Annotated in this window: 23 protein-coding genes and 5 tRNA genes; 12 read left to right on the forward strand and 16 right to left on the reverse strand. The window is 63.0% G+C overall.

Annotation, left to right across the window (positions count from 1 at the left end; genetic code table 11):
- Window positions 1–68: 68 nt before the first annotated feature.
- A complete protein-coding gene (locus tag ATE48_RS20380) occupies window positions 69–431 on the reverse strand; it encodes a PepSY domain-containing protein (protein ID WP_066767695.1) in 363 nt (120 codons plus the stop codon).
- A 126-nt stretch (window positions 432–557) separates the two neighbouring features.
- Here ATE48_RS20380 and ATE48_RS03100 point away from each other — a divergent pair, with 126 nt between their 5' ends.
- The 6 genes from ATE48_RS03100 (at window position 558) to ATE48_RS03125 (ending at window position 7,132) form a co-directional block, all read left to right on the forward strand.
- Entirely contained in the window at window positions 558–887 is a 330-nt protein-coding gene (locus ATE48_RS03100; protein WP_066767698.1) for a PepSY domain-containing protein, read from the forward strand.
- Entirely contained in the window at window positions 887–1,546 is a 660-nt protein-coding gene (locus ATE48_RS03105) for a response regulator transcription factor (RefSeq protein WP_066767699.1), read from the forward strand. Before ATE48_RS03100 ends, ATE48_RS03105 begins: the two co-directional genes overlap by 1 nt.
- Window positions 1,546–2,862, forward strand: a complete 1,317-nt coding sequence (locus ATE48_RS03110; RefSeq protein WP_066767700.1) for a sensor histidine kinase — start codon at window positions 1,546–1,548, stop codon at window positions 2,860–2,862. Before ATE48_RS03105 ends, ATE48_RS03110 begins: the two co-directional genes overlap by 1 nt.
- Before the next feature lie 493 nt (window positions 2,863–3,355).
- Window positions 3,356–3,928 (forward strand): hypothetical protein, encoded by a 573-nt coding sequence (locus tag ATE48_RS03115; protein ID WP_066767701.1) that lies wholly within the window; start codon window positions 3,356–3,358, stop codon window positions 3,926–3,928.
- A 63-nt stretch (window positions 3,929–3,991) separates the two neighbouring features.
- On the forward strand, window positions 3,992–4,330 hold the full coding sequence (locus tag ATE48_RS03120; RefSeq protein ID WP_156767575.1) for a hypothetical protein: 339 nt from the start codon (window positions 3,992–3,994) through the stop codon (window positions 4,328–4,330).
- A 180-nt stretch (window positions 4,331–4,510) separates the two neighbouring features.
- Entirely contained in the window at window positions 4,511–7,132 is a 2,622-nt protein-coding gene (locus tag ATE48_RS03125) for a M1 family metallopeptidase (protein WP_066767705.1), read from the forward strand.
- A gap of 82 nt (window positions 7,133–7,214) precedes the next feature.
- Here ATE48_RS03125 and ATE48_RS03130 read toward each other — a convergent pair whose 3' ends face one another.
- The 4 genes from ATE48_RS03130 to ATE48_RS03145 all read right to left on the reverse strand — a co-directional run bounded on the left by ATE48_RS03130 (window position 7,215) and on the right by ATE48_RS03145 (window position 10,137).
- Window positions 7,215–7,961 carry an enoyl-CoA hydratase-related protein gene (locus ATE48_RS03130; protein ID WP_066767707.1) on the reverse strand — a complete coding sequence of 249 codons (747 nt, stop codon included), beginning with the start codon at window positions 7,959–7,961 and terminating at the stop codon, window positions 7,215–7,217.
- A complete protein-coding gene (locus tag ATE48_RS03135; protein WP_066767709.1) occupies window positions 7,958–8,383 on the reverse strand; it encodes a MarR family winged helix-turn-helix transcriptional regulator in 426 nt (141 codons plus the stop codon). Before ATE48_RS03135 ends, ATE48_RS03130 begins: the two co-directional genes overlap by 4 nt.
- A gap of 66 nt (window positions 8,384–8,449) precedes the next feature.
- Window positions 8,450–9,217: an ABC transporter permease gene (locus tag ATE48_RS03140; protein WP_066767711.1), complete on the reverse strand. Its 768-nt coding sequence runs from the start codon at window positions 9,215–9,217 to the stop codon at window positions 8,450–8,452.
- Window positions 9,214–10,137: an ABC transporter ATP-binding protein gene (locus tag ATE48_RS03145; protein WP_066767712.1), complete on the reverse strand. Its 924-nt coding sequence runs from the start codon at window positions 10,135–10,137 to the stop codon at window positions 9,214–9,216. Before ATE48_RS03145 ends, ATE48_RS03140 begins: the two co-directional genes overlap by 4 nt.
- 131 nt (window positions 10,138–10,268) lie before the next feature.
- Here ATE48_RS03145 and ATE48_RS03150 point away from each other — a divergent pair, with 131 nt between their 5' ends.
- From ATE48_RS03150 to ATE48_RS03160, 3 genes are all read left to right on the forward strand, one after another.
- Window positions 10,269–11,288 (forward strand): ligase-associated DNA damage response exonuclease, encoded by a 1,020-nt coding sequence (locus ATE48_RS03150; protein ID WP_066774544.1) that lies wholly within the window; start codon window positions 10,269–10,271, stop codon window positions 11,286–11,288.
- Window positions 11,285–12,925 carry a cisplatin damage response ATP-dependent DNA ligase gene (locus ATE48_RS03155; RefSeq protein ID WP_066767713.1) on the forward strand — a complete coding sequence of 547 codons (1,641 nt, stop codon included), beginning with the start codon at window positions 11,285–11,287 and terminating at the stop codon, window positions 12,923–12,925. The genes ATE48_RS03150 and ATE48_RS03155 overlap by 4 nt, the downstream gene beginning before the upstream one ends.
- 72 nt (window positions 12,926–12,997) lie before the next feature.
- Window positions 12,998–13,519: a chalcone isomerase family protein gene (locus ATE48_RS03160; RefSeq protein ID WP_156767576.1), complete on the forward strand. Its 522-nt coding sequence runs from the start codon at window positions 12,998–13,000 to the stop codon at window positions 13,517–13,519.
- Here the strand turns inward: ATE48_RS03160 and ATE48_RS03165 are convergent.
- Together ATE48_RS03165 and ATE48_RS03170 are read right to left on the reverse strand one after the other, a co-directional pair.
- Entirely contained in the window at window positions 13,516–14,403 is an 888-nt protein-coding gene (locus tag ATE48_RS03165) for a prolyl hydroxylase family protein (protein ID WP_066767717.1), read from the reverse strand. The genes ATE48_RS03160 and ATE48_RS03165 overlap by 4 nt on opposite strands.
- Entirely contained in the window at window positions 14,400–15,266 is an 867-nt protein-coding gene (locus ATE48_RS03170; protein ID WP_066774545.1) for an SDR family oxidoreductase, read from the reverse strand. The genes ATE48_RS03165 and ATE48_RS03170 overlap by 4 nt, the downstream gene beginning before the upstream one ends.
- 133 nt (window positions 15,267–15,399) lie before the next feature.
- On the opposite strand from ATE48_RS03170, the gene ATE48_RS03175 reads away from it, so the two are divergent.
- Together ATE48_RS03175 and ATE48_RS03180 are read left to right on the forward strand one after the other, a co-directional pair.
- Entirely contained in the window at window positions 15,400–16,074 is a 675-nt protein-coding gene (locus ATE48_RS03175) for a hypothetical protein (RefSeq protein ID WP_066767719.1), read from the forward strand.
- 79 nt (window positions 16,075–16,153) lie between these two features.
- Window positions 16,154–16,885, forward strand: a complete 732-nt coding sequence (locus tag ATE48_RS03180; protein WP_066767721.1) for a hypothetical protein — start codon at window positions 16,154–16,156, stop codon at window positions 16,883–16,885.
- Here the strand turns inward: ATE48_RS03180 and ATE48_RS03185 are convergent.
- The 9 genes from ATE48_RS03185 to ATE48_RS03220 form a co-directional block, all read right to left on the reverse strand.
- Entirely contained in the window at window positions 16,861–17,175 is a 315-nt protein-coding gene (locus ATE48_RS03185; protein ID WP_066767723.1) for a YbjQ family protein, read from the reverse strand. The two genes, ATE48_RS03180 and ATE48_RS03185, sit on opposite strands and share 25 nt — an antisense overlap.
- Before the next feature lie 51 nt (window positions 17,176–17,226).
- Window positions 17,227–17,302 (reverse strand) — tRNA-Leu (locus ATE48_RS03190).
- A gap of 9 nt (window positions 17,303–17,311) precedes the next feature.
- Window positions 17,312–17,387: transfer RNA gene (locus ATE48_RS03195), tRNA-Leu, on the reverse strand.
- 2 nt (window positions 17,388–17,389) lie between these two features.
- Window positions 17,390–17,465 (reverse strand) — tRNA-Leu (locus ATE48_RS03200).
- 5 nt (window positions 17,466–17,470) lie between these two features.
- Window positions 17,471–17,559 (reverse strand) — tRNA-Ser (locus tag ATE48_RS03205).
- Window positions 17,560–17,581: 22 nt separating this feature from the next.
- Window positions 17,582–17,669, reverse strand: a tRNA-Ser gene (locus tag ATE48_RS19625).
- Between the two features lie 235 nt (window positions 17,670–17,904).
- Entirely contained in the window at window positions 17,905–18,210 is a 306-nt protein-coding gene (locus ATE48_RS03210; protein ID WP_156767577.1) for a hypothetical protein, read from the reverse strand.
- Entirely contained in the window at window positions 18,197–19,264 is a 1,068-nt protein-coding gene (locus tag ATE48_RS03215) for an MBL fold metallo-hydrolase (RefSeq protein WP_066767727.1), read from the reverse strand. Before ATE48_RS03215 ends, ATE48_RS03210 begins: the two co-directional genes overlap by 14 nt.
- Before the next feature lie 51 nt (window positions 19,265–19,315).
- On the reverse strand, window positions 19,316–20,926 hold the full coding sequence (locus tag ATE48_RS03220; protein WP_066767732.1) for an acyl-CoA dehydrogenase: 1,611 nt from the start codon (window positions 20,924–20,926) through the stop codon (window positions 19,316–19,318).
- 103 nt (window positions 20,927–21,029) lie between these two features.
- Between ATE48_RS03220 and ATE48_RS03225 the strand changes: the two genes are divergently transcribed.
- Window positions 21,030–21,704 carry a YceI family protein gene (locus tag ATE48_RS03225; RefSeq protein ID WP_083197131.1) on the forward strand — a complete coding sequence of 225 codons (675 nt, stop codon included), beginning with the start codon at window positions 21,030–21,032 and terminating at the stop codon, window positions 21,702–21,704.
- Window positions 21,705–21,760: the final 56 nt, after the last annotated feature.

A 21,760-nucleotide genomic window follows, 5' to 3' on the forward strand; every position in this document is an offset into this window, starting at 1 on the left:
ATGCCGGCCCACAAAACAGCAAGGGCGCAGCTGACTGCCGCGCCCTCACGTTCGCTTGGGGAAACGAGTTAGCGGCTGCGGCGGCCGCCCCGATCATCGCCACCGTTATCACCGCCGCTGCGGTGGTTGCTGCTGTGATGACTGCCGCTGCCACAATCGTCGTCGCTCCTGGTGCGGAGGACCTCGCCCGAGCTGCGGTGGACATCGAGTTCGACACACGCACCGGCGCTGTTGAGCGCCTTGACCTCGTAGCGGCCGTCATCACGCTCAATTTCCAAGACGCGGAAACCCTGCGCCGTCAGGCGGCCTTCGACTTGGCTCAGCGACAGTTCAGGCTGGCTTGCTACTGATTGAGCGGAGGCCGGTGCGGCCAACGCAAAAGCGGCCATGGCCGCGGCGGCGATCGCAAACGGTCGCGAATTGGTGAGCATGTGACTTTCCCTCTGGTTAGGCCGGACATCCGGCGTTGACCGAGATGGTCGCACAGGCTTGCTGACGCGCCGCAGGCGCGAAGCGTCAGCGTGGCGTCAGTTGGCGCGCGCCATGACGGGGGATAGATGTCCTGGAAGCACTTCATCGCGACGATCGGGGCGGTTCTCGCCCTCGCCGCGATCGCCTCAACGGCGATGGCTGACCGGGGCCGTGGCCGCCACGGCGATCATGATGAAGCGCTTACGGCCGTCGAGACGCGTCAAGCGCTTCCCCTTACGCGCATATTCCAAATCGCGCGAACGGCGGTGCCGGGTGAGATCGTCGAAGTTGAACTTGATCGCGAGCATGGACGGCTGATCTATGAGGTCGAAGTACTGACCAGTTCGGGACGGGTGCGCAAAGTCGAGATCGACGCGCGCACTGGCGACGTGCTGGAAGTTGAAGACGAGGATTGATGCGCGCGCTGCTGGTCGAGGACGACGGCGACATCGCTGAAGATGTTGCACGCGCGCTGACCGGCGCAGGCTATCTCGTTGAGCACGCGACGGATGGCGAAAGCGCCTGGTTCCTGGGCGATACCGAAGATTTCGCGGTTGTGGTTCTAGATCTAGGCTTGCCGCGCCTCGACGGGCTCTCGGTGCTGAAACGCTGGCGCGCAGCTGGCCGCACCTTTCCGGTGCTGATCCTTTCTGCGCGCAGCGCCTGGACCGAAAAGGTCGATGGCATCGACGCGGGCGCTGATGATTATCTCGCCAAGCCTTTCGAGATCGGCGAACTCCTTGCGCGGGTGCGCGCGTTGGTGAGGCGCGCGGGCGGGCATGCAACGCCGTTGGTCACCATCGGCCGATTAACGCTCGATACGACGCGGATGAGCGTTTCCGTCGATGGCGCGCCGCAGAAAATTTCAACACTCGAATACCGGCTGCTGGACTATCTGGCCCATCAAAACGGGCGCACGGTCTCGGCCGGGGAATTGGCCGAACACCTGCATGGCGCTGAAGGGGCCGCCGATGCGAACGCGATCGAGGCGCTGATTGCACGTTTGCGGCGAAAGATTGGGCGCGACGTCATCGAGACGCGGCGCGGCTTTGGCTATCTGCTGAGCGGCGCGTGATGCAACGTTCGCTGCGGCTCCGATTGTTGGCCGGCGGCGCAGTGGCGATTTTCGCCGCGCTGGCGATCGCGTGGATCGTCATGGGTTTCCTGTTCGAGCGTCATGCGCAAAGGCAGATCGAGGCTGATCTGACGGCGCGCGGCGTTGCAATCGTCGCGACGCTTTACACCGAGCCCAGCGGCGCGACGGCGATTGACCCATTGCCCAGCGATCCGCGCTTCAATGCGCCCGCAAGCGGATTTTATTGGCAAGTCACCGGTGACAGCGTGCTGCTACGCTCTCGTTCGCTTTGGGACGAAACGCTGACGCTGCCCCACCCGGCCGGAACGGCAGCTTGGACAAGCGGTCAGATCAACGGACCATTCGATCAGCAGCTCGTCTATGTGACGCGGCGCGTGCAGCTCGACCCACAAAGCACGCCGCTGACAGTCACGGTTGGCGCCGATCGCGTTGCCGTGGTGACGGCGCGTGAAGCGTTCAGCCGGGACCTTTCACTGTTCCTGGGCTTGCTGTGGCTGGTGCTTTCGCTGGCGGCGTGGGCGCAAGTTGAGTTGGGCCTGCGGCCGCTTGAAGATGTACGCGCGGCGCTGACGGGCATGCGCAAGCAGGCCTCGGCGCGTCTGGCCGAGAGCGACTACCCAACAGAAGCCGCCCCCCTCGCCAACGCAATCAACGAATTGGCGACGACGCGGGAAAACGATCTTGAGCAGGCGCGCAGGCGCGCGGCTGATCTTGCACATTCGCTGAAGACGCCGCTGGCGGCGCTTGCCGCGCAAAGCCGGCGTGCGCGCGAAGCCGGCGCGAGCGATGCGGCCGACGGCTTGGATCGGGCGATCGTAGCGGCCAACCGCGCCGTGGAGCGCGAGCTGGCGCGCACGCGTGCAGCCGCCTCCGCAGGCGGCGACGCCAACGCCCAGGCTGTGATCGGAAAGTTGCTGCAAGTCATCGAACGCACCGAAAATGGCGCGCGGCTCACGATCGAAAACGCGGTGAGCGCAGAACCAATGCCGGTCAGCGAAGATGTGCTGATGGAGATGGCGGGGCCGCTCCTGGAGAATGCGGCGAAATTTGCGCGCCAGCGCATTTTGGTCAGCGGCGGCGGCGCGCGGCTTTCCATCGAGGATGACGGCCCCGGCATGAGCAAAGCGGATGCCGCGGACGCCCTCTCGCGCGGCAAGAGGCTCGATGAAGCCAGCGAAGGACATGGGCTCGGCTTGGCGATTGCCCACGAATTGGCGCAAGCGAGCGGCGCGGCGATGACACTTGGCGCAAGCGCGCTGGGCGGCCTCAAAGTCGAATTGGCGTGGCGAAAATAGAGAAAGGCCGCGGAGGGGGAGCAACCTTCCGCGGCCTTCTTTGTGACCACACCAGATTTAATCGCGGGGAGCTTACGCGATCATCAGGGCGGCTTGGTTCACCGTTGCGAACGCGACCGGGGCGAACACTGCGCACGCGGCCAAGACGAAATAAAACTTGCTCATCTCTCTTCTCTTTTGTGGTTCAGTTGAGTTGGCGGCTTAGGCCACCATCTGCGCGGCTTGGTTCAGCGTTGCGAACGCGATCGGGGCCAGCAGCAGGGCTGAAAGAAGAAGGCTGTAAAACTTGGTCATTGTTCCTGCTCCATCTCTACGAGGCCGTTGCCTCGCTGCGATGAGGAGAAGGTAGCGAACCGTTTGCCTTATCGATGTGACGGAGGTCACGGGGATACGCGCGCACCTTTTGATCATGTCCGAAGGCGGCGAGCCCGGCGCCAGCGGCGGCTGTAAGGCGGCTACGCCCAAACCGCGGGCCAACCGGAGCAGAACCCAAATGGACTCGACGCACGCGCTTCATCGCATTCGAAATGCGCTGGCGGTGATTGCCCTCATCTCCGCCCTGCCCGCCGTCGCCACCGCAACCGAACCGCCTCCGTCGGCGCGCTGCAGTGCGGCTGAGTACCGCCAGTTCGATTTCTGGATCGGCGAGTGGGACACATTCGAGATGGACGCCCCGAACGGTTCCTCGATCGCGCGTGCGGAGATAAGTCCGATCGTTGACGGCTGTGCGCTGCACGAGCGGTACCAACAGTCAGATGGTCTCGTCGGCGACAGCCTCCTCAGCTTCGATCCGGTTCGCCGGCAGTGGCAACAAACTTGGATCACCAACCGCGGCTCGAACATGGTGTTGTGGGGAGAGCTACGTGACGGCGCACTCGTGCTCGAGGGCGAAGCGCACCTGCACGATGGCGCCATGATCTTGCAACGCATCACCTGGCGAACAGAAGGCGATGCGGTCCGAGAGACGGCGGTGCTGTCCACGAATGGAGGCGAAAGCTGGGAGCCTACCTTCGACGTCCTCTTCCGCAAGCGCGAGGCGCAGGCGGATGATCCGGCGGCTCGCTGACGCTTGGCTGGAGATGTCTGCTCCTGATCCAAGGCAGCCCTTGGCGGTGAACGCGTTGACGCCGTGGCGTCAGTCCCAATAAGTCCGATCACGATGTTCTTGATCGCGCTGACGGTCCCATTGCTTGTCGTCGGCGCGGCAATGGCGCTTTTGACGCTCGCATCGCCGCGAATTAGCGCAGGTTGCTTTCTTAGTTTCATCTCGCTCGCCATCGCCTTGCTGACCTTGTTCGGAGTGATGATGATGGAGTGCTTTCCCATTGGGGGCGTCACCTGCCCAACCGACAACGAGCGGCGCGTCGTTCTATTGAGCATCGGCGTCGAAACCTTAGTGGCCAACGCGGCGATGTGGATCGCGGTCGCAAGCAAGGGCGCGCGATCTGACGAGCGAGGACGTTGCTGATCGACCGAACCGACGGCCTCCCATCTGGCCAAGGCGGCCCCTCGAATGGACGCCGGGCCGGCGCTCACTCACAGCCGCAACCCGCTATTCGCCCCTGCGGGCGGACCATTTGCAGCAAAGGCGTTGCCGGACGGGGTGGGGCTGACGCTAAAAGGGCCCTCAATTCTGAGGATTAGCTTGATGAAGTTCCGTGCGTTCGTGCTCGCTTTGGCGCTTGTGGCCGCCGCTCCCGCCGCGCAGGCGCAGCGCCAGTGGTTCGAGGGCGATCCAACGCCGCTACGTTACGAGATCGCGGTGACGCCGAACGCCGAGTCGGCGACATTCACCGGCGATGCTGTGATCACGATTGAGACCAGCACGCCGCTGACGCGCGTGACCATGAACCAGCTCGATCTCACCGTGCAGCGCGCCACCATCGACAACGCAACCGCGCGAGCCGAGTTGAACAACGAGACGCAAACATTGACGCTGACGCCGCGCCGCGCGCTGGCGCCGGGACGTCACACTATCCACGTCGCCTATGCAGGCAAGATTTACGACGACGCCTACGGCCTCTTCCGGGTCGAGTATCAGGACAACGGCCAGACCAAGCGCGCAATGGCGACGCAGTTCGAACCGGGCGATGCGCGCCGCTTCGCGCCGATGTGGGATCAACCGAACCGGCGCGCCGTGTTCTCACTCACCGTCACGGCGCCTGCCAATCAGTTCGTGGTCGGCAACATGCCGGCCGAGCGCACGACCAGGCTTTCAGGCAACCTGGTGCGTACGCGCTTTGCCGATACGCCCTCGATGTCGAGCTATTTGCTGTTCCTGGCGGTCGGCGATTTCGAACGGGTGACGCGCAACGTGAACGGGGTTGAGCTTGGCGTGGTGATGCGCCGCGGCGAAGCGGATCGTGCCGGAGCGGCGCTGGAAGCGGGCGAGCAATCGCTGAACTATTACACTGAGTATTTCGGCATCCCCTACCCGTTGCCGAAGCTGGACATGGTCGCGGTGCCGGGCGCCGGCGGCTTTGCGGCGATGGAGAATTGGGGCGCCATTCTCTATTTCGATCAATTCCTACTGGTGGACGCGGATTCCACTGAATCCGAGCGGCAGAACATTTTCGGCAATGTCGCGCACGAAGTGGCGCATCAATGGTTCGGCAATCTCGTCACCATGAATTGGTGGGACGATCTTTGGCTGAACGAAGGCTTCGCCTCGTGGATGACGGCGAAAGCGATCGAGCGCATTCACCCGGATTGGAATCCGTGGATGGGTCAGCTGACCGGCGGCACCGATACGGCGATGTCGCTCGATGCGCGCCAAGGCACCCACCCGGTGGTTCAGCATGTCGACACGATCGACGAGGCCAATCTCGCCTTCGATACCATCACCTATGAGAAGGGCCTGGCCGTCATTCGGATGATGGAGGCTTATGTCGGCGAGGAAGATTTCCGCACCGGCGTGCGCAACTATATCAATAGCCACCGCTACGGGAACGCACGCACGGAAGATCTGTGGGCCGCCGTGCAAGCAGCGTCCGGGCAGCCGGTGCTGGATATCGCGCGCAGCTTCACCAACCAGCCGGGCTTTCCATTGCTGACCGTGAGCGCGCCTGATTGCCGGACGGCGCAGGGGCCGCGTGTCAGCTTCACGCAGCGCCGGTTCGCGACCGACGAAGCCTCGCGCACCAATGAACGATGGGAGATTCCAGTTGTGGTGCGGCGCTTGGGCGAAGAACCGCAACGCACGGTGCTGGCCGACGATGGAACGGTCCAGCACTTCAATGTCGGCACGCCTTGCCGCCCTTATATCGTCAATGCAGGGCAGAGCGGCTTTTTCCGCGTGCTCTACGATCAAAGCAATTTCGCTCAGCTGACGGCGCATTTCCAGGAACTGGAGCGCGTCGATCAGCTTGGCATTCTGCTGGATTACTGGGCCTTCGGCCGCAGCGGCGATGCGCCGTTTGCGAACTATCTCGATCTCGTCAACGCCCTGCCCGCCGACGCAGATCCGCTGATTGTCATGGACACCGCCAACGCCATGAGCTCACTCGCCGGCTACGCCGAAGGGCGCCCCAACGAGCGCGCCATCAACGCGTATGCGCGGGCCACGCTGCGGCCGTTCTTCGAACGGGTCGGCTGGGAGGCGCGTCCGGGCGAAACCTCGAACCAGATGCTGATGCGCGCGAGCCTGATCACCACGCTCGGCAATTTGGGTGAGCCGTCAGTGGTCGAAGAGGCGCGCCGTCGCGTGCACGCGGCGCAGACCAATCCGGCGGCATTGCCGGGCGCGATCCGCACAGCAACACGCGGCGTCTATGCCCGCAATGCAAACGAGGCCGATTACGCGGCCTTGGTTGCGCAAGCGCGGGCGACGACGGACTTCGTCGAGCAGCGGCGTCTGTGGCGCGCCGTGGCGAGCGTGCAAGATTCAGCGCTGGCGCAACGCACGTTGGCGCTCACTTTGGGCGATGAGATTCCCCGCCTGATCCGCACCACGGTGCTCTCGGATGTGGCCTCGAACCATCCGCGGCTCGGCTGGGATTTCCTGGTCGCCAACCGCGCGGCAATCGAGACGATGCTGGATCCGCTGACGCGGCTCGAGTTTCCGACAAACATCGCCGCCTATAGCTCGGATCCGGGCATGATCGCCGAACTTGATCGCTACGCCGCAAACTTCCCGGAAGGCGCACGCGAAAGCGTGCTGGCGGCGCAAGCGCGCATCCGCCTGCAAGCCGAGACGATCCGAGATCGCATGCCGGCAGTCGAAGCCTGGGTTGCCCAGCACGCAACTGCAGGCGCGGGAAGAGGACGCTAGAAGGCCCGCGTCTGCTTCGACAGGCTCAGCATGACGCTACTTAAAGGTCGTCACCCTGAGCCCGTCGAAGGGCGACGGCGCCTTAGCGTTGCAAGAACTTCGAAAACGCGGCGGCGGCTTCGGGAGAGCGGAGGCGCTCGGCGAAGATTTCGCCCTCTTCGCGCATGCGCGCCATCAACGCCTCGCGGTCGCGCATAAGCTTCTTGGTATGGCGCATGGATTGCGCCGGCTTTGACGCAAGCGCTTGCGCTGCGGCGCGGGCGCGCGGCTGCACTTCGCCTGACGGCAACGCCGCGTTCGCGAGGCCCCAGGCGGCGGCGTCCTTTCCAAGCAGCGGCTCACCCAAACCGAAAAGCGCAAACGCGCGCGTGTGACCGAGACGATCGACCATAGTCATGCTCGATGCGTTCTCGGGCACGACGCCTAGATCAATGAACGGCACAGTCAGGCGTGCATCTTCAGCGACGTAAACCAGATCGCACTGGAAGAGCATGGTGGTGCCGACACCAACGGCATGTCCCTGCACGGCGGCGACCACCGGCTTTTCGGCCTTGATCATCTCTTCGAGGAAGCGACCGACATGGCGCGGGCCATCGAAGGCGCCTGCCGATTGCGCGGCGAAGTCTTTGATGTCGTTGCCGGCTGAGAAGAAGTCGCCCACCGAAGTGAAAAGAACGACGCGGATATCGTCATTGCTTTCCGCTTCGATGATGGCGTCGGCCATGGCGCCGTACATGGCGTTGGTGATGGCGTTCTTTTTCTCGGGCCTGTTGAAACGGATTTCGAGAACAGCGCCGTCGCGGCTGATTTTGATGTGGTCTTCGCTCACGCGCGTTCCTCCTTGAGATCAATCATATGCTGAAGCCAACGGGCGACAATCGCCTGCTCGTCGGCGCTGAAGCCGCGTGTGGCGGCGCTGTTCATGCGCTGGGCGCGCTCAACCGCCTTGGCGCGTAGAGAGCAGCCACGCGCTGTCAGAGTTAAAAGGACGGCGCGGCGATCGTTGGGATCAATCTGGCGCTCGATGAGCGCCGCCTGCTCCAGACGCTGCACAAGAACCGAGGCCGCGCTTTGGGCCAGACCTAGAGCTTCGCTGATGGCGTTGACGCTTGAGCCGCCATCGGCGGGGATCGTGAACAACGCGCCAGCTTGCGCCGAGGTGAGATTGAGATCGCCAAGCCCGTCATCGGCCAGGCCCTGCGCCGCGCGGGCGGCGCGCGCGAGCAAATGCAGGAACCGGGGCTTCGCCATGACGCCAGCATAGCCCTTTAAATTACATCGTCAACGATATATCTAGCGCGATGCATTTCCGCCGCGTCAGTTCTTCATTCGGTAGCCGGTCTTGAAAATCCACCACACGGCGGAAAGGCAGACCACAAGGAAGACCGAGATGGCGCCGAGGCTGAGGCCGATATTCACATCCGCCGCCTGCTCACCGAAGAAGGCCCAGCGGAAGCCGCTGATGAGATAAACAACCGGATTGAACAGCGTCACCGTGCGCCAGGGCTCAGGCAGCATGTCGATCGAATAGAATGTGCCGCCGAGGAATGTGAGCGGCGTCAAGATCAGCATCGGGACGATCTGCAGCTTCTCAAAGCCATCTGCGAGGACGCCGAGAATGAAGCCAAACAAGCAGAACGACACCGCCGTCAGCACCAGGAAGAGCAGCATCGCCGGCCAGTTCTGCACTTCGTAGGGCACGAAGATGCGCGCGGTGGCGAGAATGACGAGACCGATAATGACGGACTTCGTCGCCGCCGCGCCGACATAGCCGCACACGGCCTCGAACGCGGAAACCGGCGCTGACAAGAGCTCGTAAATCGTCCCCGCCCAACGCGGCATGTAAATGCCGAACGATGCGTTGGAGACGCTCTCGGTCAGGATCGAGAGCATGATCAGGCCGGGAACGATGAACTCGCCATAGCTGACGCCGCCGATCTCGACCATGCGCGAGCCGATCGCGGAGCCGAAGACGATGAAATAGAGCGAGGTCGAAAGCACCGGCGAGAACAGGCTCTGCCCGAGCGTGCGAAACCAGCGCGCCATTTCGAAACGATAGATGGCTTGGATGCCGTGCGCGTTCATTTGGAGTGCACCAGAGAAACAAAGATGTCTTCGAGCGAGGATTGCTCGGTGTGGAGGTCTTTGAAGTCGATGCCGAGTTCGCCGATGCGCTTCAGGAAATTCGGGATGCCGGTGTCTTCGGCCTGGCCATCGAAGCTGTAGATGAGCTGGCGGCCTTCATTGGCGAGTTCGACATTGTAGCCGTTCAATCCCTCGGGCACGCGCTCGATCGGGCCGGCCAAATCCAGCAGCAGCTGCTTCTTACCGAGCTTGCGCATCAGCGTCGCCTTCTCCTCCACCAGGATGAGTTCGCCCTTGCTGATGACGCCGACGCGATCGGCCATCTCTTCGGCTTCTTCGATGTAGTGGGTGGTAAGAATGATGGTGACGCCGCTTTTGCGCAGGCCACGGACCATCTCCCACATGTCGCGGCGCAGCTCGACATCGACACCGGCGCTGGGCTCATCGAGGAACAGGATTTTCGGCTCGTGGCTCAGCGCCTTGGCGATCATGACGCGGCGCTTCATACCGCCGGAGAGTTCCATTATCTTTGCGTTGCGCTTTTCCCAGAGCGAAAGATCGCGCAGCACTTTTTCGATGTAGGTCGGGTTTGGCTCGAAGCCAAAGAGCCCCCGGCTGAACGTCACCGTATCGATGACGCGCTCGAATGCATCGGTGTGGAGTTCCTGCGGCACGAGGCCGATCTTTCTGCGCGCCTCTTTGTAGTCGCGAATGATGTCGTTGCCGTCGGCGACGATCGTGCCTGTCGAGAGGTTCACGATCCCGCACGTCATGTTAATGAGCGTGGTCTTGCCGGCGCCGTTCGGACCGAGAAGCGCGAAAATTTCGCCCTTCATGATATCGAGCGACAATGGCTTCAGCGCCTGGACGCCGGACTTATACGTCTTACTGACGTCTTTGATCGAAATAATCGGCTGCACGGACGACTCGGGGCTCGTTGTCTCGGAGGCGCCCACATAGGCGCGCGAACAAGATTGGGCTAGTGGCGTTTCGATATTCCGCAGAGCGATTGAGGAAATGCGCCGCAACAAGCCCTATGTTTCGTAAGACGATGCAGCCGGCACAAATCCTACACCCCCGCCCCGAGGGTCTCTATTGCCCGAAGGCGGACCTCTACGTGGACCCGACGCGTCCGGTTGCACGCGCACTGATTACGCACGGCCACTCCGATCATGCGCGCGCGGGTCATGGCGCGGTGCTCGCAACGGCGGAAACGCTGGCGATCATGGGCGCGCGGATCGGGCCGGACTTTGCGGGCTCGACGCAGAGCTTGCGGTACGGCGAGCGTGTCGAGATTGGCGGCGTGACGTTTTCGCTGCACCCGGCCGGGCACGTGCTGGGCTCAGCGCAGGCGTTGGCCGAATGCGGCGGTACGCGCGTCGTGGTGAGCGGCGATTACAAGCGCCAACCTGACCCGACCTGCGCGCCGTTTGAGGTTGTGCCGTGCGATGTCTTCATCACCGAAGCGACGTTCGCACTGCCGGTGTTCACGCATCCAAGCGCCGAGCATGAAGTGCGCAAGCTGCTGGCGTCAGTGGCGATGTTTCCAGAGCGCGCGCATGTCGTCGGCGCCTATGCGCTCGGCAAGGCCCAGCGCGTGATGGCCGAACTGGTGCGCTGCGGTTGGGATAAGCCGGTGTACGCACATGGCGCCCTCCTGGAAGTGACGAAGCTCTATCAGGCGCATGGCGTGGAGCTTGGCGACATCCGGCCGGTTGAGACGGCGCCGAAGAGTTTCTATGCAGACGCAATCGTGCTGGGAACGCCGAGCGCGCTGCAGACGCCCTGGGTGCGGCGCTTTCCCGATCCGGTGACATGCTTTGCGTCAGGCTGGATGCGGATACGCGCGAGAGCGCGCCAACGCGGCGTCGAGCTTCCACTGGTGATCTCCGATCACGCCGATTGGTGCGATCTCCAGCGCACGATTGTGGACACCGGCGCGGGCGAGATCTGGATCACGCACGGTGAAGCAGACGCATTGGCGCACTGGTGCGAAGGTGAAGGCCTGAAAGCGAAGGCGCTGCATCTGGTCGGCTACGGCGATGAGGAAAATGAGGGCGCTGCGGCTTGAACCGTGTCGCAGCCCTCCTCGATCGCTTGGCTTATGAGCCGCGCCGCTTGGGCAAGCTTGCGCTGCTCGAAGCCTACTTCCGCGACACACCCGATCCGGATCGCGGCTGGGCGCTCGCGGCAATGACCGGCGCGCTGACGTTCAAGAACGCGAAGGCAGGTCTCATTCGCAATCTGGCTGCGGAGAAAACCGATCCTTTCCTGTTTGGTCTTTCGTACGATTTCGTCGGCGACCTGGCAGAGACGGTCGCGCTGATGTGGCCGGCGGATGCGGCGCGCGCCAACGCGCAGCTGACAATCACGGACGTGGTCGAAGGCCTGAAGACGACGGCAAAGGAAAAGCTGCCCGAAATAGTCGCCAATTGGCTGGATCGCCTGGACGAGAACGGACGCTGGGCGCTTCTAAAGCTGATCACCGGCGCATTGCGGATTGGTGTTTCGGCGCGGCTGGCGCGCACAGCTTTGGCGAGGCTCGGCGGCAAGGCGCCGGACGAGATCGAGGATGCCTGGCACGCGGACGCGCCGCCCTATCTCCACCTCTTCGCATGGCTTGAAGGCCGCGCTGAGGCGCCGAGCGTGGCGACGACGGTGCGCTTTTATTCGCCCATGCTCTCGCATCCGATCGAGGCGGATGAGTTTGCATCGCTCGACGCAGCGGCGTTCGTGGCCGAATGGAAGTGGGACGGCATCCGTGTCCAAGCCGCGGCCGGCAAGGATGCAAACGGCGCGCGGGTGGCGCGGCTCTACTCGCGCACCGGCGAAGATATCTCAGGCGCGTTTCCCGATCTGGTGGCGGGCTTCGATTTCGATGCGGTGCTTGACGGCGAATTGCTGATCCGGCGCGGCGGCGCCGTGCAGGACTTCAACACGCTCCAGCAGCGGCTCAACCGCAAAAGCGTCAATGCCAAGCTCATGGCCGAGTTTCCGGCCTTCATCCGTGTCTATGATCTGTTAGCGCTAGGCGAAGAAGATTTGCGCACGCTGACGTTCGACGAACGACGCGCCGCGCTCGTAGCCTTCGTGCGCGCGCATCCTTTGGCGCCGATCGATCTGTCCGAGATGATCGCCTTCGACACCTGGGTAGACCTCAGCGCCGCGCGCGCCGATCCCAAACATGGCGGCGCTGGCGTCGATGCCGAGGCGGTCGAAGGCGTGATGATCAAAAGGCGCGATGCGCCTTACCTCGCAGGTCGGCCGAAGGGCTATTGGTTCAAATGGAAGCGCGATCCGATGGTGATCGACGCGGTGCTGATGTACGCGCAGCGCGGCGCGGGCAAACGCAGCTCGTTCTACTCCGATTACACGTTCGGCGTCTGGACCGAGGCGGGAGAACTAACGCCGGTGGGCAAAGCCTATTTCGGCTTCACCGACGAAGAGCTGATCGAACTCGATAAGTTCGTGCGCGGCCATACCGAAAACCGCTTCGGGCCGGTGCGCGAGGTTACGCACACGAAAGCCAAAGGGCTGGTGCTGGAGGTTGCCTTCGAAGGATTGCAGCGTTCGACCCGCCATAAGAGCGGCGTCGCCATGCGGTTCCCCCGGATTTCACGGATCAGGTGGGACAAGCGCCCCAGCGATGCCGACACCTTGGAGGCGCTGGAGAAGCTCTTGGCCGAGGCGCCGGCGCAGGTGAGCTAGGGTTCATCGCTTTTCGACCAATCCGATGGCGCCTTTCGCGCGTAAAGAGCGTTCAGGTGTCAGGAGACCTTCATGCGACGGATGATTGCGGCCCTCGCTGCCTTCGCGCTGCTTGGCGTGTCCACCGCCTCGGCGAGCCCGGAGGTGAACCGCGCGCTACCCAATGCCGAGCGCGTCGGCCAAGCGAGCTACAGCATGCTCTCAGTGCGGCTCTTTAATGCCGAATTGTTCGCGGATGGTGGTTCGTTCTCGTGGGAACGCCCGTTCGCGCTCTCGATCACCTATGACCGCTCAGCCCAAGCGAACATGCTGATCAATCGCTCAATCAATGAGATGAGTTCGCGCGGCGCGGGCAATGCGCGTGCGCTGGCGCCGCTGCGCACGCAATTGGAACGTTGCTTCACCACCGTCTCGCGCGGCGATCGCTTTACCGGCGTCAGCACATCTTCGGACACGGCGGTATTCTATCTCAACGGCGCTCAACGTTGCGAAGTGCGTTGGCCGAACTTCCGCCGCCACTTCTTTGGGATATGGCTTGCAGGCCGCGATGGCGCCGCAGCGCGGCTCAGCGCGCAATTGCGCGGCGAGGCCTAGCCCGGCAGTTGCGCCTTATCGCGGATGAATTGTGACAAGAGCCACTTCTCACCGCGCGTCGGCGGATCGCCCGCGTGCAAAGTGACTTCATCAGGCGCGCCATCGTCACCGACATTGCGCCAAAAGATGGCGTCGCCGGCTTTGCCGCGAAGCTTCTTGCCAAGCGTCAGGAAGTGGGTTTCGCCGCCTTCGTAGTCGTCGTTCAAATAAATGAGGAACGTATACGGGCGCTGGCCGCGCTGGCGGATCTCGGCGCTGAAATCGAGGCTGATGTAATCGGCGTGCTCACCGAAGGTTTGACCGGCCTCGTAGCGAAATACCGAAGTGCGCTCGAAATTGCGGACATCAACGCCGATCGTGTTGGCGATGCGCTGGCGTAGCAGGATCGTCGGCATGTCGAGATCGGAGAGCTTGAACGAGCCTGCGCTATTGGTGCGGCTCGCATCCTGGATCGGCTGGCCGGTGCTTGGATCATAGACCAGCGATTGCTCCTGCAGCGGGCGGCCACGTTCGATCAGCCAGTTGCAAAGCGCCTCATCGATGAAGGCATCCGACATGGTGATCCGCGGGCGCGTGTGCACGTCTCGTATGGGGCGTGACGCGATCCAGGCGTCGACATCCTTATAGGTCCCGATCAAGTCGACTTGCGGCGTGGCTTGCGGCGCGCCGGCTTCGTCAGCAATCGAGAGCAACTCGAACGCCTGCGGGATGTCGATGTCGCAGCCATAGCCGATGCCGGTCGCATAGGCCTCGAACAGGCGCGCTTGCGGATCGCCCGCATCGGCGGCGGCGACGATCGCCGCATAGGCTTGCGCAATATCAATGGCGCGATCCGCCTCGATGGCGGCGCGCACCTGTTGAAATCGCGCGATCGCCTCGCTCAAGCCTTCGGGCCCATGGTGACACCCGGCGGCAGCGGCGTGTTTTCCGGCACGAAGAAGTCCGGCATCAGCGGCTTCGTCGGATCGATGCGATACTTATCGAAATCGCGCTCGCCTTCGGCATAGAGCAGCACATCATCGATGAAGAAGTTGCCGGTGCATTCCCGCGACGGCTTGTTGAAGATCGCATAGGCGGCGTCAGCCATAATGTCGACGGTGCGGCAGTGGCGCATGCCCTCTTCGCCCGCCAGCGCAAATTCGATGGCGGCGGTGGCGATGCCGGTGCGCGGCCAAAGCGCATTGAAGGCGATGCCGTCGTCCTTGAACTCTTCGGCCATGCCGAGCACGCACATGCTCATGCCGTACTTCGCCATCGTGTAAGCGACGTGATTGCCGAACCAGCGCGGGCTCATATCGAGCGGCGGCGACAGCATCAGCACGTGCGGGTTCGAGGCTTGCTTCAAATACGGCAAGCACGTGCGCGAGGTGATGAAGGTGCCGCGCGCGTTGACCTGGTTCATCAGATCGAAGCGGCGGATGTCGGTTTGCAGCGTGCCGGTGAGTTGGATGGCGCTCGCATTGTTGACACAGATATCGATGCCGCCGAAGCGCTCGACCGCGGCCTCCACCGCAGATTTGACGCTATCAGGCTCGCGCACATCGACGACGACGGGCAACGCCTTGCCGCCCGCCTTCTCAACTTCTTCCGCAGCCGAATAGATCGTGCCTGGAAGCTTCTTGTGCGGCTCGGCGGTCTTGGCTGCGATCACAATGTTCGCGCCGTCGCGCGCTGCCCGAAGACCGATCGCCAAACCGATGCCGCGGCTGGCGCCGGTAATGAAGAGAGTTTTGCCACGCAAGCTCATGAAAATTACCTCGTTTCCGCCACAATAGGCGGTTCCGCCGCGCAATCAAACGTGAGCGCCTATCTGCACTCTTGACTGTAACCCGGAGAAGGAGAAATTCCGGACCTGAGGGCAAGGTTTGGAGGACTACCGGATGCGCACGATCGCGCTTGCCGCCATTTTTGGCGTCGGACTTCTGGCGGGCGGCGTCGCCGCAGCGGACCCATATAACGACCCAGCTGGACGGTTCACCGTCAACACGCCGGCTGGCTGGCGCATTCAACCGCGCAACGCCACTGGCCAATCCGTCGTGCTCGCGTTCAACGCGACCAACGACTGCTATTTCTTTGGCGTTCCAAACCCGGCCACCGCCAACTCTTCACCGGAGGCTGTGCACAACACGCAGACGCCGTTGACGCCGGAAGCGTGGGCGACGGCCGGCACGCCGGTGCGCGACTTCTTCGACGGCGCAGCGCCGACGGTCGTTTCGCAAAGCGTCGACACGAGCGGCTTCTGGCCGGTGCAGCGCGCTGAACTGCGCGGCCCGAGCAAGACCGCATATGCAGCGATCCTGACCCGTCCGGGCCTGGAAATTCGAGCGTTCTGCTCAGGCGCGAGTTCGGCTTCCGCTTATGACTCGATCTTCGCGAGCCTCGGCCACCCGAACGATGCGGCTTGGCAACAAGCGGCTCAAGAGGCTGGCGCGGCTCGCGCGGCGCGTGAAGCGGCTGCCCCGCCGGCAGCGGCTCAAGGTCAAGCGACGACCGAAGAAGCTCAGCCCGAGGAACGCCGTCAGCGCCGGAACCGCGATCCGTCGCGCCGCGATTAACGCCCCGGCTACTTGCGTAAACGCTTGGTTATCCTCGCGTTTACGCGCAATTCACGACGATGGCTCAAACCATTGAGTCATGAACGGACAAATCCACCGAACCCTTGCAGCGCCCTCATCAGGCGCTGCAAGCCGTTTCAGCGCTGATCGCGGCCTCGTCGCCGCGCTGGCCGCTGGCGTGATCGGCGCCGTTTCTCTTCTTTCTCCGCCACTCGCGATTTTGGGCCTCGCGCTGCTTGCCGCGCGCGTGCTGCTGAGCGGCGAAGCTGTTCGCATCGATTGGTTCGCATTGCTCGGCCCGGCGTTCGCGGCGTTCGTCGTTGGCGTGTTTGTCGGACTACCGGGTGCGATCGGCACCTTGTTCGTCTGGCGCCTGTTTGCCGACACCCGCTGGAGCGTTGGCGAAGCAACGCGTCTCGCGGCAGCCGCGGGCCGTCCCGCCGAAACCAATTTCAAGGCGCTCGCACACGCATGGATGACGCCGCTCTACGGCTTGATGCTGGTTGCCTACACCGCGCCGCACATGATTGCGGGCCTGCCGCTCGATCTGCCGCACGTGCCGATTTGGCTGGTGATCGGCATGGGCGTGCTCGCTGCCGGCGCCGTGTTCGACTGGGGCCTGCAACGCGCAGCCGATTGGCGCTTGGGTGAACTCGCCGCCGCGCCCGCCACGCATCTGCTCACGCACCACATTCTGTTTGTGGCCGCGTTTGGCTTGATGATCGATGTGACGGCGGGCGTTGTTATGCTGATGGCGTGGCGCTTGGCGCACGCCGCCCCGCTGCGTCAGAGCTTCACGGCGGTTCCGTAAGCCAGCACTTCCGTAGCCTGGCCCTGTCCGGCGTCCGTCGTTTCAAAGCGCACACCAATCACAGCGTCAGCACCAAGCGATTGCGCATGCTGAACCATGCGATCCAGCGCTTGCTCGCGGCTCTCGGCCAGCAGCTTGGTGTATTCGTGGATCTCGCCACCGACGATCATGCGAAGACCCGCGACGATGTCGCGACCGATAAAGCGCGAACGCACAACGTTGCCACGCACCAGACCAAGGTGCTGCGTGATGTTGCGGCCGGTGACGTCGAAAGTGGTTGAGATGATCATGTGCGTGCGCCTCCTCCACTCGACATAGCGATATCCTTGCGCTCGCAAAAGTGGTGCGCCGGCCGAGATTCGAACTCGCGCTGAACGGATTTTAAGTCCGCTGCCCCTTCCTCTGGGCTACCGGCGCGCGAAGAAATGGTGCTCTGAGCTGGACTTGAACCAGCACTGGACGGTTTCTGAGACCGCTGCCTCTGCCATTGGGCTACCAGAGCAATGGTGCGGAAGGCGGGACTCGAACCCGCAACACACGGCCTCTCGAACCGCTGCCTCTACCGTTGGGCTACTTCCACGAGATTGGCGGAGCCGGCAGGATTCGAACCTGACGACACCCGTTCGAGTGCTACGGATTAGCAATCCGCTGCCTTACCGCTCGGCCACGGCTCCACGATCTCGCGCGCAAGAAAATTGGCGGAGGGTGATGGAGTCGAACCATCGACACCAAAGCGTCGGCCCGGTTTTCGAGACCGGTTGCACTCCACAGCGCGCCCCCCTCCGAACGTGTGAGAGCGAGCGATCTTCCGCGCGCAGGCGTACGAATACGCTGCGCGATCTGTTGCGATTAGATTTTGGAAATTGCGCTCGCATCGGCCGCGCGCACGCGGCCGCTCACGTCAGATAGATGACGCGGTACTAAGTCGTAGTAAGTGCAATCGCATCGTTTTCATGGTGCGCAAGATGTATCATCTACGCTGACACGGCGCAAAGTATTTGTTTGGTTAGTGTTCGCGTTCAGCGTTCAACATCGCGATAGCGCTTCTCTTCGGCGCCGCCACTTTGATCGGCGATCACTTGGCCGATCATCCAGATGCCGCCGATCAGCATCAATACAAAACCGACGACTGTGGTGAGGCCGAGCGCGATCGCGGCAAAGATGCCGCCCACCACGAGCGCTGGATCGCCACCGGAAATCAGCGCGCCGATCAGAGCGCCGACGCCCAAGAAATACGCGAGCGCGCAAAGCCCGGCGCCAGTGCAGAACACGATCATCGAATTCGATGACCGATGCTCAGGGTTACGGGAGTCAGGCGGGCTCATAGCGGGCGACACCTTCGCTATCGAGGACGCGGCGCGCAAGCCCGCGACCGATGAGACAATTGGCATGCGCGATGGCCTCGCCCGTCGCCATCCCCATGAGATCGGGACCGATCTTTCTGGCAAACAACGCACCGAAGAGGTCGATGGCGCGCCGCGGCTCCTTGCGGATGCGGTCAAGCACGCGCGCGAGCGCCTTCTCGTGCCCGTCGATCAAGTTTTGCAGGCGTTCATGCAGGCCACGGAACGGCTCATTGTGCGCGGGCAGCACCAGCACATCGTTCGGCATCACCTCGAGCAGCTTCTTGCAGCTGTTAATCCAATCCGCGAGCGGATCGCCGTCAGGCTCGGTTGGAAACACCGAGACATTGGAGCTGATCTTCGGCAGCACCTGATCGCCGGAAATGAAGAGCTTCAGGTCTTCCTGCCACAAGCACACGTGCTCGGGGCAATGGCCATTGCCGGTGACGACGCGCCATAGCCGGCCATTGATCTCGATCGTCTCGCCATCTTCCATGCGCCGGTACGCGTCCGGCATTTTCGAGACAGCTTTGCCAAAGCCGCCGAAGCGCACTTTGTAACTATCGAGCAAATCCTCATCCCAGCCGGCTTCGCGATAGAACGTGACGCCCTCTTCCGGCGCCTCGCGGCCCGTATCGGCGACGAGCATGCGACCCGTGATGTATTCGAGCCGACTCATCCAAAGCGTGGCGTTGAACTTCCGGCAGATCCAACCGGCAAGGCCCATGTGATCGGGATGCATGTGCGTGCAGATCACGCGCTTTACCGGTTTGCCGCCGAGCTTCGCTTCAAAGATCGCGCGCCAGTGCTCACGCGTCTCTTCCATCGCGACGCCGGTGTCGACGATGGTCCAGCCATCGCCGTCTTCGAGCAGCCACAGATTGATCCATTTGAGCGCGAACGGCAGCGGCATGCGCACCCAGTGCACACCAGGCGCAATCTCACGCGCGACGCCCGCCTCGGGCGGCTCACCCAGGGGATAAACCAGCAGCGGCTTTACCCGCTCGGGTGCGACGTCATCTTCGAGGCCATCCATAGACATGGCGACAGGTTAGCCCGGGTAAGGTCGCGGTGGCGAGGGGTTGCCTTAGGCGAACTCACCCAGCTTCAGCGCTCCCGCCCCCACCTTCACCTCCGCCAAGCGCGATGGCGCGCGAGCGAGAACGGTGGCGGCGTAAAAATCGAACAGCTTCTTGCGCTCGGGATCGTGTGCGCGGTGGACGCCGCGCGCGAGCAACAGCCCGCCGATCACCTCGCCCGCGAGCGCCAGATACGCCGTCGCCCCGGCCAGCGCATCGTCGCGGCTCGCTGTGAGCATATAATGGGTTGCTTCCTTCAAGGCGTCAGAGGGCTTTGCGAATACGCCGCCGTGCTTGTGTGCTTCGTCGATGAAATGCCCCATCGCCTCGCCGCGATCGCCCAAGAGTTTGCGGCCGTATAGATCGATGGCTTGGATACCGTTGGTGCCTTCGTAGATCGGGGCGATGCGCGCATCACGGTAGAATTGCGCCGCGCCACCCTCCTCGACGAACCCCATTCCGCCGTGAATCTGAACACCGAGGCTTGTGACTTCGACGCCAACATCCGTGCCCCACGCTTTCGCGATGGGGGTCAGCAGATCTTCGACGCGCTTGTTGCCGGAATCGGCTGCGACCGCCGTTGCGTAACAGATGGCGCGGCCCGCTTGGATCTTGGCCTTCATCGTCATAAGCATGCGCCGCACATCGGGATGATCGATAATCAGCGCGCCGCCCTGGCGCCGCTCCTTTGCGTAGCTCAGCGCTTTTTGATATGCCGCCTCGGCGACCGAAACGCCTTCCATGCCGACGTTGAGCCGCGCGGCATTCATCATCGTGAACATCGCTGCAAGGCCGCGGTTCTCGGCGCCGATGAGCCAGCCCGTCGCACCGTCATAGGCCATGGTGCAAGTCGGCGAAGCGTGGATGCCCATCTTCTCTTCGAGGCCGATGCAGCGCACGGCGTTGCGTGAGCCGTCCTCGTCGCGAAATTTCGGCACGATGAAGAGTGAGATGCCCTTGGAGCCCGCCGGCGCGCTTTCGATGCGCGCCAGCACCAAGTGGATGATGTTGTCTGCGAGATCGTGCTCGCCCCAAGTGATGAAAATCTTCTGGCCGGTGATGGCGTAAGAACCATCCGCTTGCGGCACGGCCTTGGTGGTGAGCACGCCAAGATCGGAGCCGGCCTGCGGCTCGGTGAGGTTCATGGTGCCGGACCATTCACCGGAGATGAGCTTTTCAAGATAGAGCAGCTTTTGATCGGCGGCGCCGTGCTGTTCGATCGCCTCGATGGCGCCGAGCGTCAACATCGGCAGCAAGCCAAAGCTCATATTGGCGCTGTGGACAGTTTCCATGACCGCGAGCGCAAGCGCGCGCGGCAAACCTTGGCCGCCATACGCTGGGTCAGCCGCCAAGCCTTGCCAGCCGCCCTGCTTGAACGCGTTGTAAGCTTCTTGAAAGCCGGGAGCGGCGGTGACATTGCCATCTTTCAGACTTACGCCGGCGCGATCACCGCTCCGGTTGAGCGGCGCCAGGGTTTCTTCGGCAAGCGACCCTGCGCCCTCAAGGATCGCGATCAGGGTGTCTTCGTCGAGGTCCTGATAACGCGGCCGCAGCGACCAGAAGTCGGCACATGCTTCGAGTGCGAAGCGCATGTCGGCGATGGGTGCGGTGTACGGCATGCAAAGTCTCCCTGGCGGCGCACCATAGCCGGTGTTGTTCGTCGCGCGAGGCTTCTTGTGGTCGCGGTGTGGACTAGATTGCTAGGGACTGGAGGATCCGCGGATGCGCCCACTTGTGTTGATCTTTGTTCTTGCACTCAGCGCCTGCGCGAGCACGCCGGGTGCGGAGAACCAGCCGCCGCCGTTCACCGCGCCCACCCAGCAGCAAGTCGCCGCGACGCCCGCGACCTACCCGATCGCGATCGATCTTCCGGCGGGCGCCTACCAACTCGATCCCCGGCACGCGAGCGTCATCTTCCGCATTCGTCACGAGGGCCTGTCGTGGTTCACGGCGCGCTTCGACACCAAAGACGCGAGCCTTACGCTTGATCCGGCCGACCCCACGCGCTCACAACTGCGCGCCACGATCGAGACGGTGAGCGTCAACACCGGCGTGCTGAACGCGCAGGGCGAACGGGCCTTTGATCGCAGCATCGCGCGTGCGCTCGGCGCTGAAGCCACCCCGGCGATCACATTCGTCTCGACATCTATCGAACGCACCGGCGAACACACAGGGCGCATCACCGGCGATCTCACCATGAACGGTCAGACCCACCCGATGACGCTTGAAGCGACGTTCGACGGCAGCGCTGTCGATCCATTGCGGCGCGGAGCGACCGTGCTCGGCTTTTCGGCCCACGGCTCGATCAACCGCAGCGACTGGGGCGTCACCGAATGGCGCGCCTTCACCGGCGATGAAGTCCAAATCGTCATCGAAGCCGAATTGGTGCGCTCCTAGTCCTGCGCGTCTGGTTACCGGCGTGTGCCTTGTAGCCAGGGCCGCCGTTCGTACTA

It is taken from the genome of Candidatus Viadribacter manganicus, from assembly GCF_001679665.1.
Lineage (GTDB): Bacteria > Pseudomonadota > Alphaproteobacteria > Caulobacterales > Aquidulcibacteraceae > Vitreimonas > Vitreimonas manganica.

Coding starts and splice junctions, on each gene's coding strand:
- ATE48_RS03225 (WP_083197131.1), top strand. CDS start 21,030: ATGCGCCCACTTGTGTTGATCTTTGTTCTTGCACTCAGCGCCTGCGCG.
- ATE48_RS03170 (WP_066774545.1), bottom strand. CDS start 15,266: ATGAGCTTGCGTGGCAAAACTCTCTTCATTACCGGCGCCAGCCGCGGC.
- ATE48_RS03180 (WP_066767721.1), top strand. CDS start 16,154: ATGAACGGACAAATCCACCGAACCCTTGCAGCGCCCTCATCAGGCGCT.
- ATE48_RS03135 (WP_066767709.1), bottom strand. CDS start 8,383: ATGGCGAAGCCCCGGTTCCTGCATTTGCTCGCGCGCGCCGCCCGCGCG.
- ATE48_RS03105 (WP_066767699.1), top strand. CDS start 887: ATGCGCGCGCTGCTGGTCGAGGACGACGGCGACATCGCTGAAGATGTT.
- ATE48_RS03215 (WP_066767727.1), bottom strand. CDS start 19,264: ATGGATGGCCTCGAAGATGACGTCGCACCCGAGCGGGTAAAGCCGCTG.
- ATE48_RS03160 (WP_156767576.1), top strand. CDS start 12,998: ATGCGACGGATGATTGCGGCCCTCGCTGCCTTCGCGCTGCTTGGCGTG.
- ATE48_RS03110 (WP_066767700.1), top strand. CDS start 1,546: ATGCAACGTTCGCTGCGGCTCCGATTGTTGGCCGGCGGCGCAGTGGCG.
- ATE48_RS03150 (WP_066774544.1), top strand. CDS start 10,269: ATGCAGCCGGCACAAATCCTACACCCCCGCCCCGAGGGTCTCTATTGC.
- ATE48_RS03125 (WP_066767705.1), top strand. CDS start 4,511: ATGAAGTTCCGTGCGTTCGTGCTCGCTTTGGCGCTTGTGGCCGCCGCT.
- ATE48_RS03115 (WP_066767701.1), top strand. CDS start 3,356: ATGGACTCGACGCACGCGCTTCATCGCATTCGAAATGCGCTGGCGGTG.
- ATE48_RS20380 (WP_066767695.1), bottom strand. CDS start 431: ATGCTCACCAATTCGCGACCGTTTGCGATCGCCGCCGCGGCCATGGCC.
- ATE48_RS03220 (WP_066767732.1), bottom strand. CDS start 20,926: ATGCCGTACACCGCACCCATCGCCGACATGCGCTTCGCACTCGAAGCA.
- ATE48_RS03140 (WP_066767711.1), bottom strand. CDS start 9,217: ATGAACGCGCACGGCATCCAAGCCATCTATCGTTTCGAAATGGCGCGC.
- ATE48_RS03175 (WP_066767719.1), top strand. CDS start 15,400: ATGCGCACGATCGCGCTTGCCGCCATTTTTGGCGTCGGACTTCTGGCG.
- ATE48_RS03100 (WP_066767698.1), top strand. CDS start 558: ATGTCCTGGAAGCACTTCATCGCGACGATCGGGGCGGTTCTCGCCCTC.
- ATE48_RS03185 (WP_066767723.1), bottom strand. CDS start 17,175: ATGATCATCTCAACCACTTTCGACGTCACCGGCCGCAACATCACGCAG.
- ATE48_RS03210 (WP_156767577.1), bottom strand. CDS start 18,210: ATGAGCCCGCCTGACTCCCGTAACCCTGAGCATCGGTCATCGAATTCG.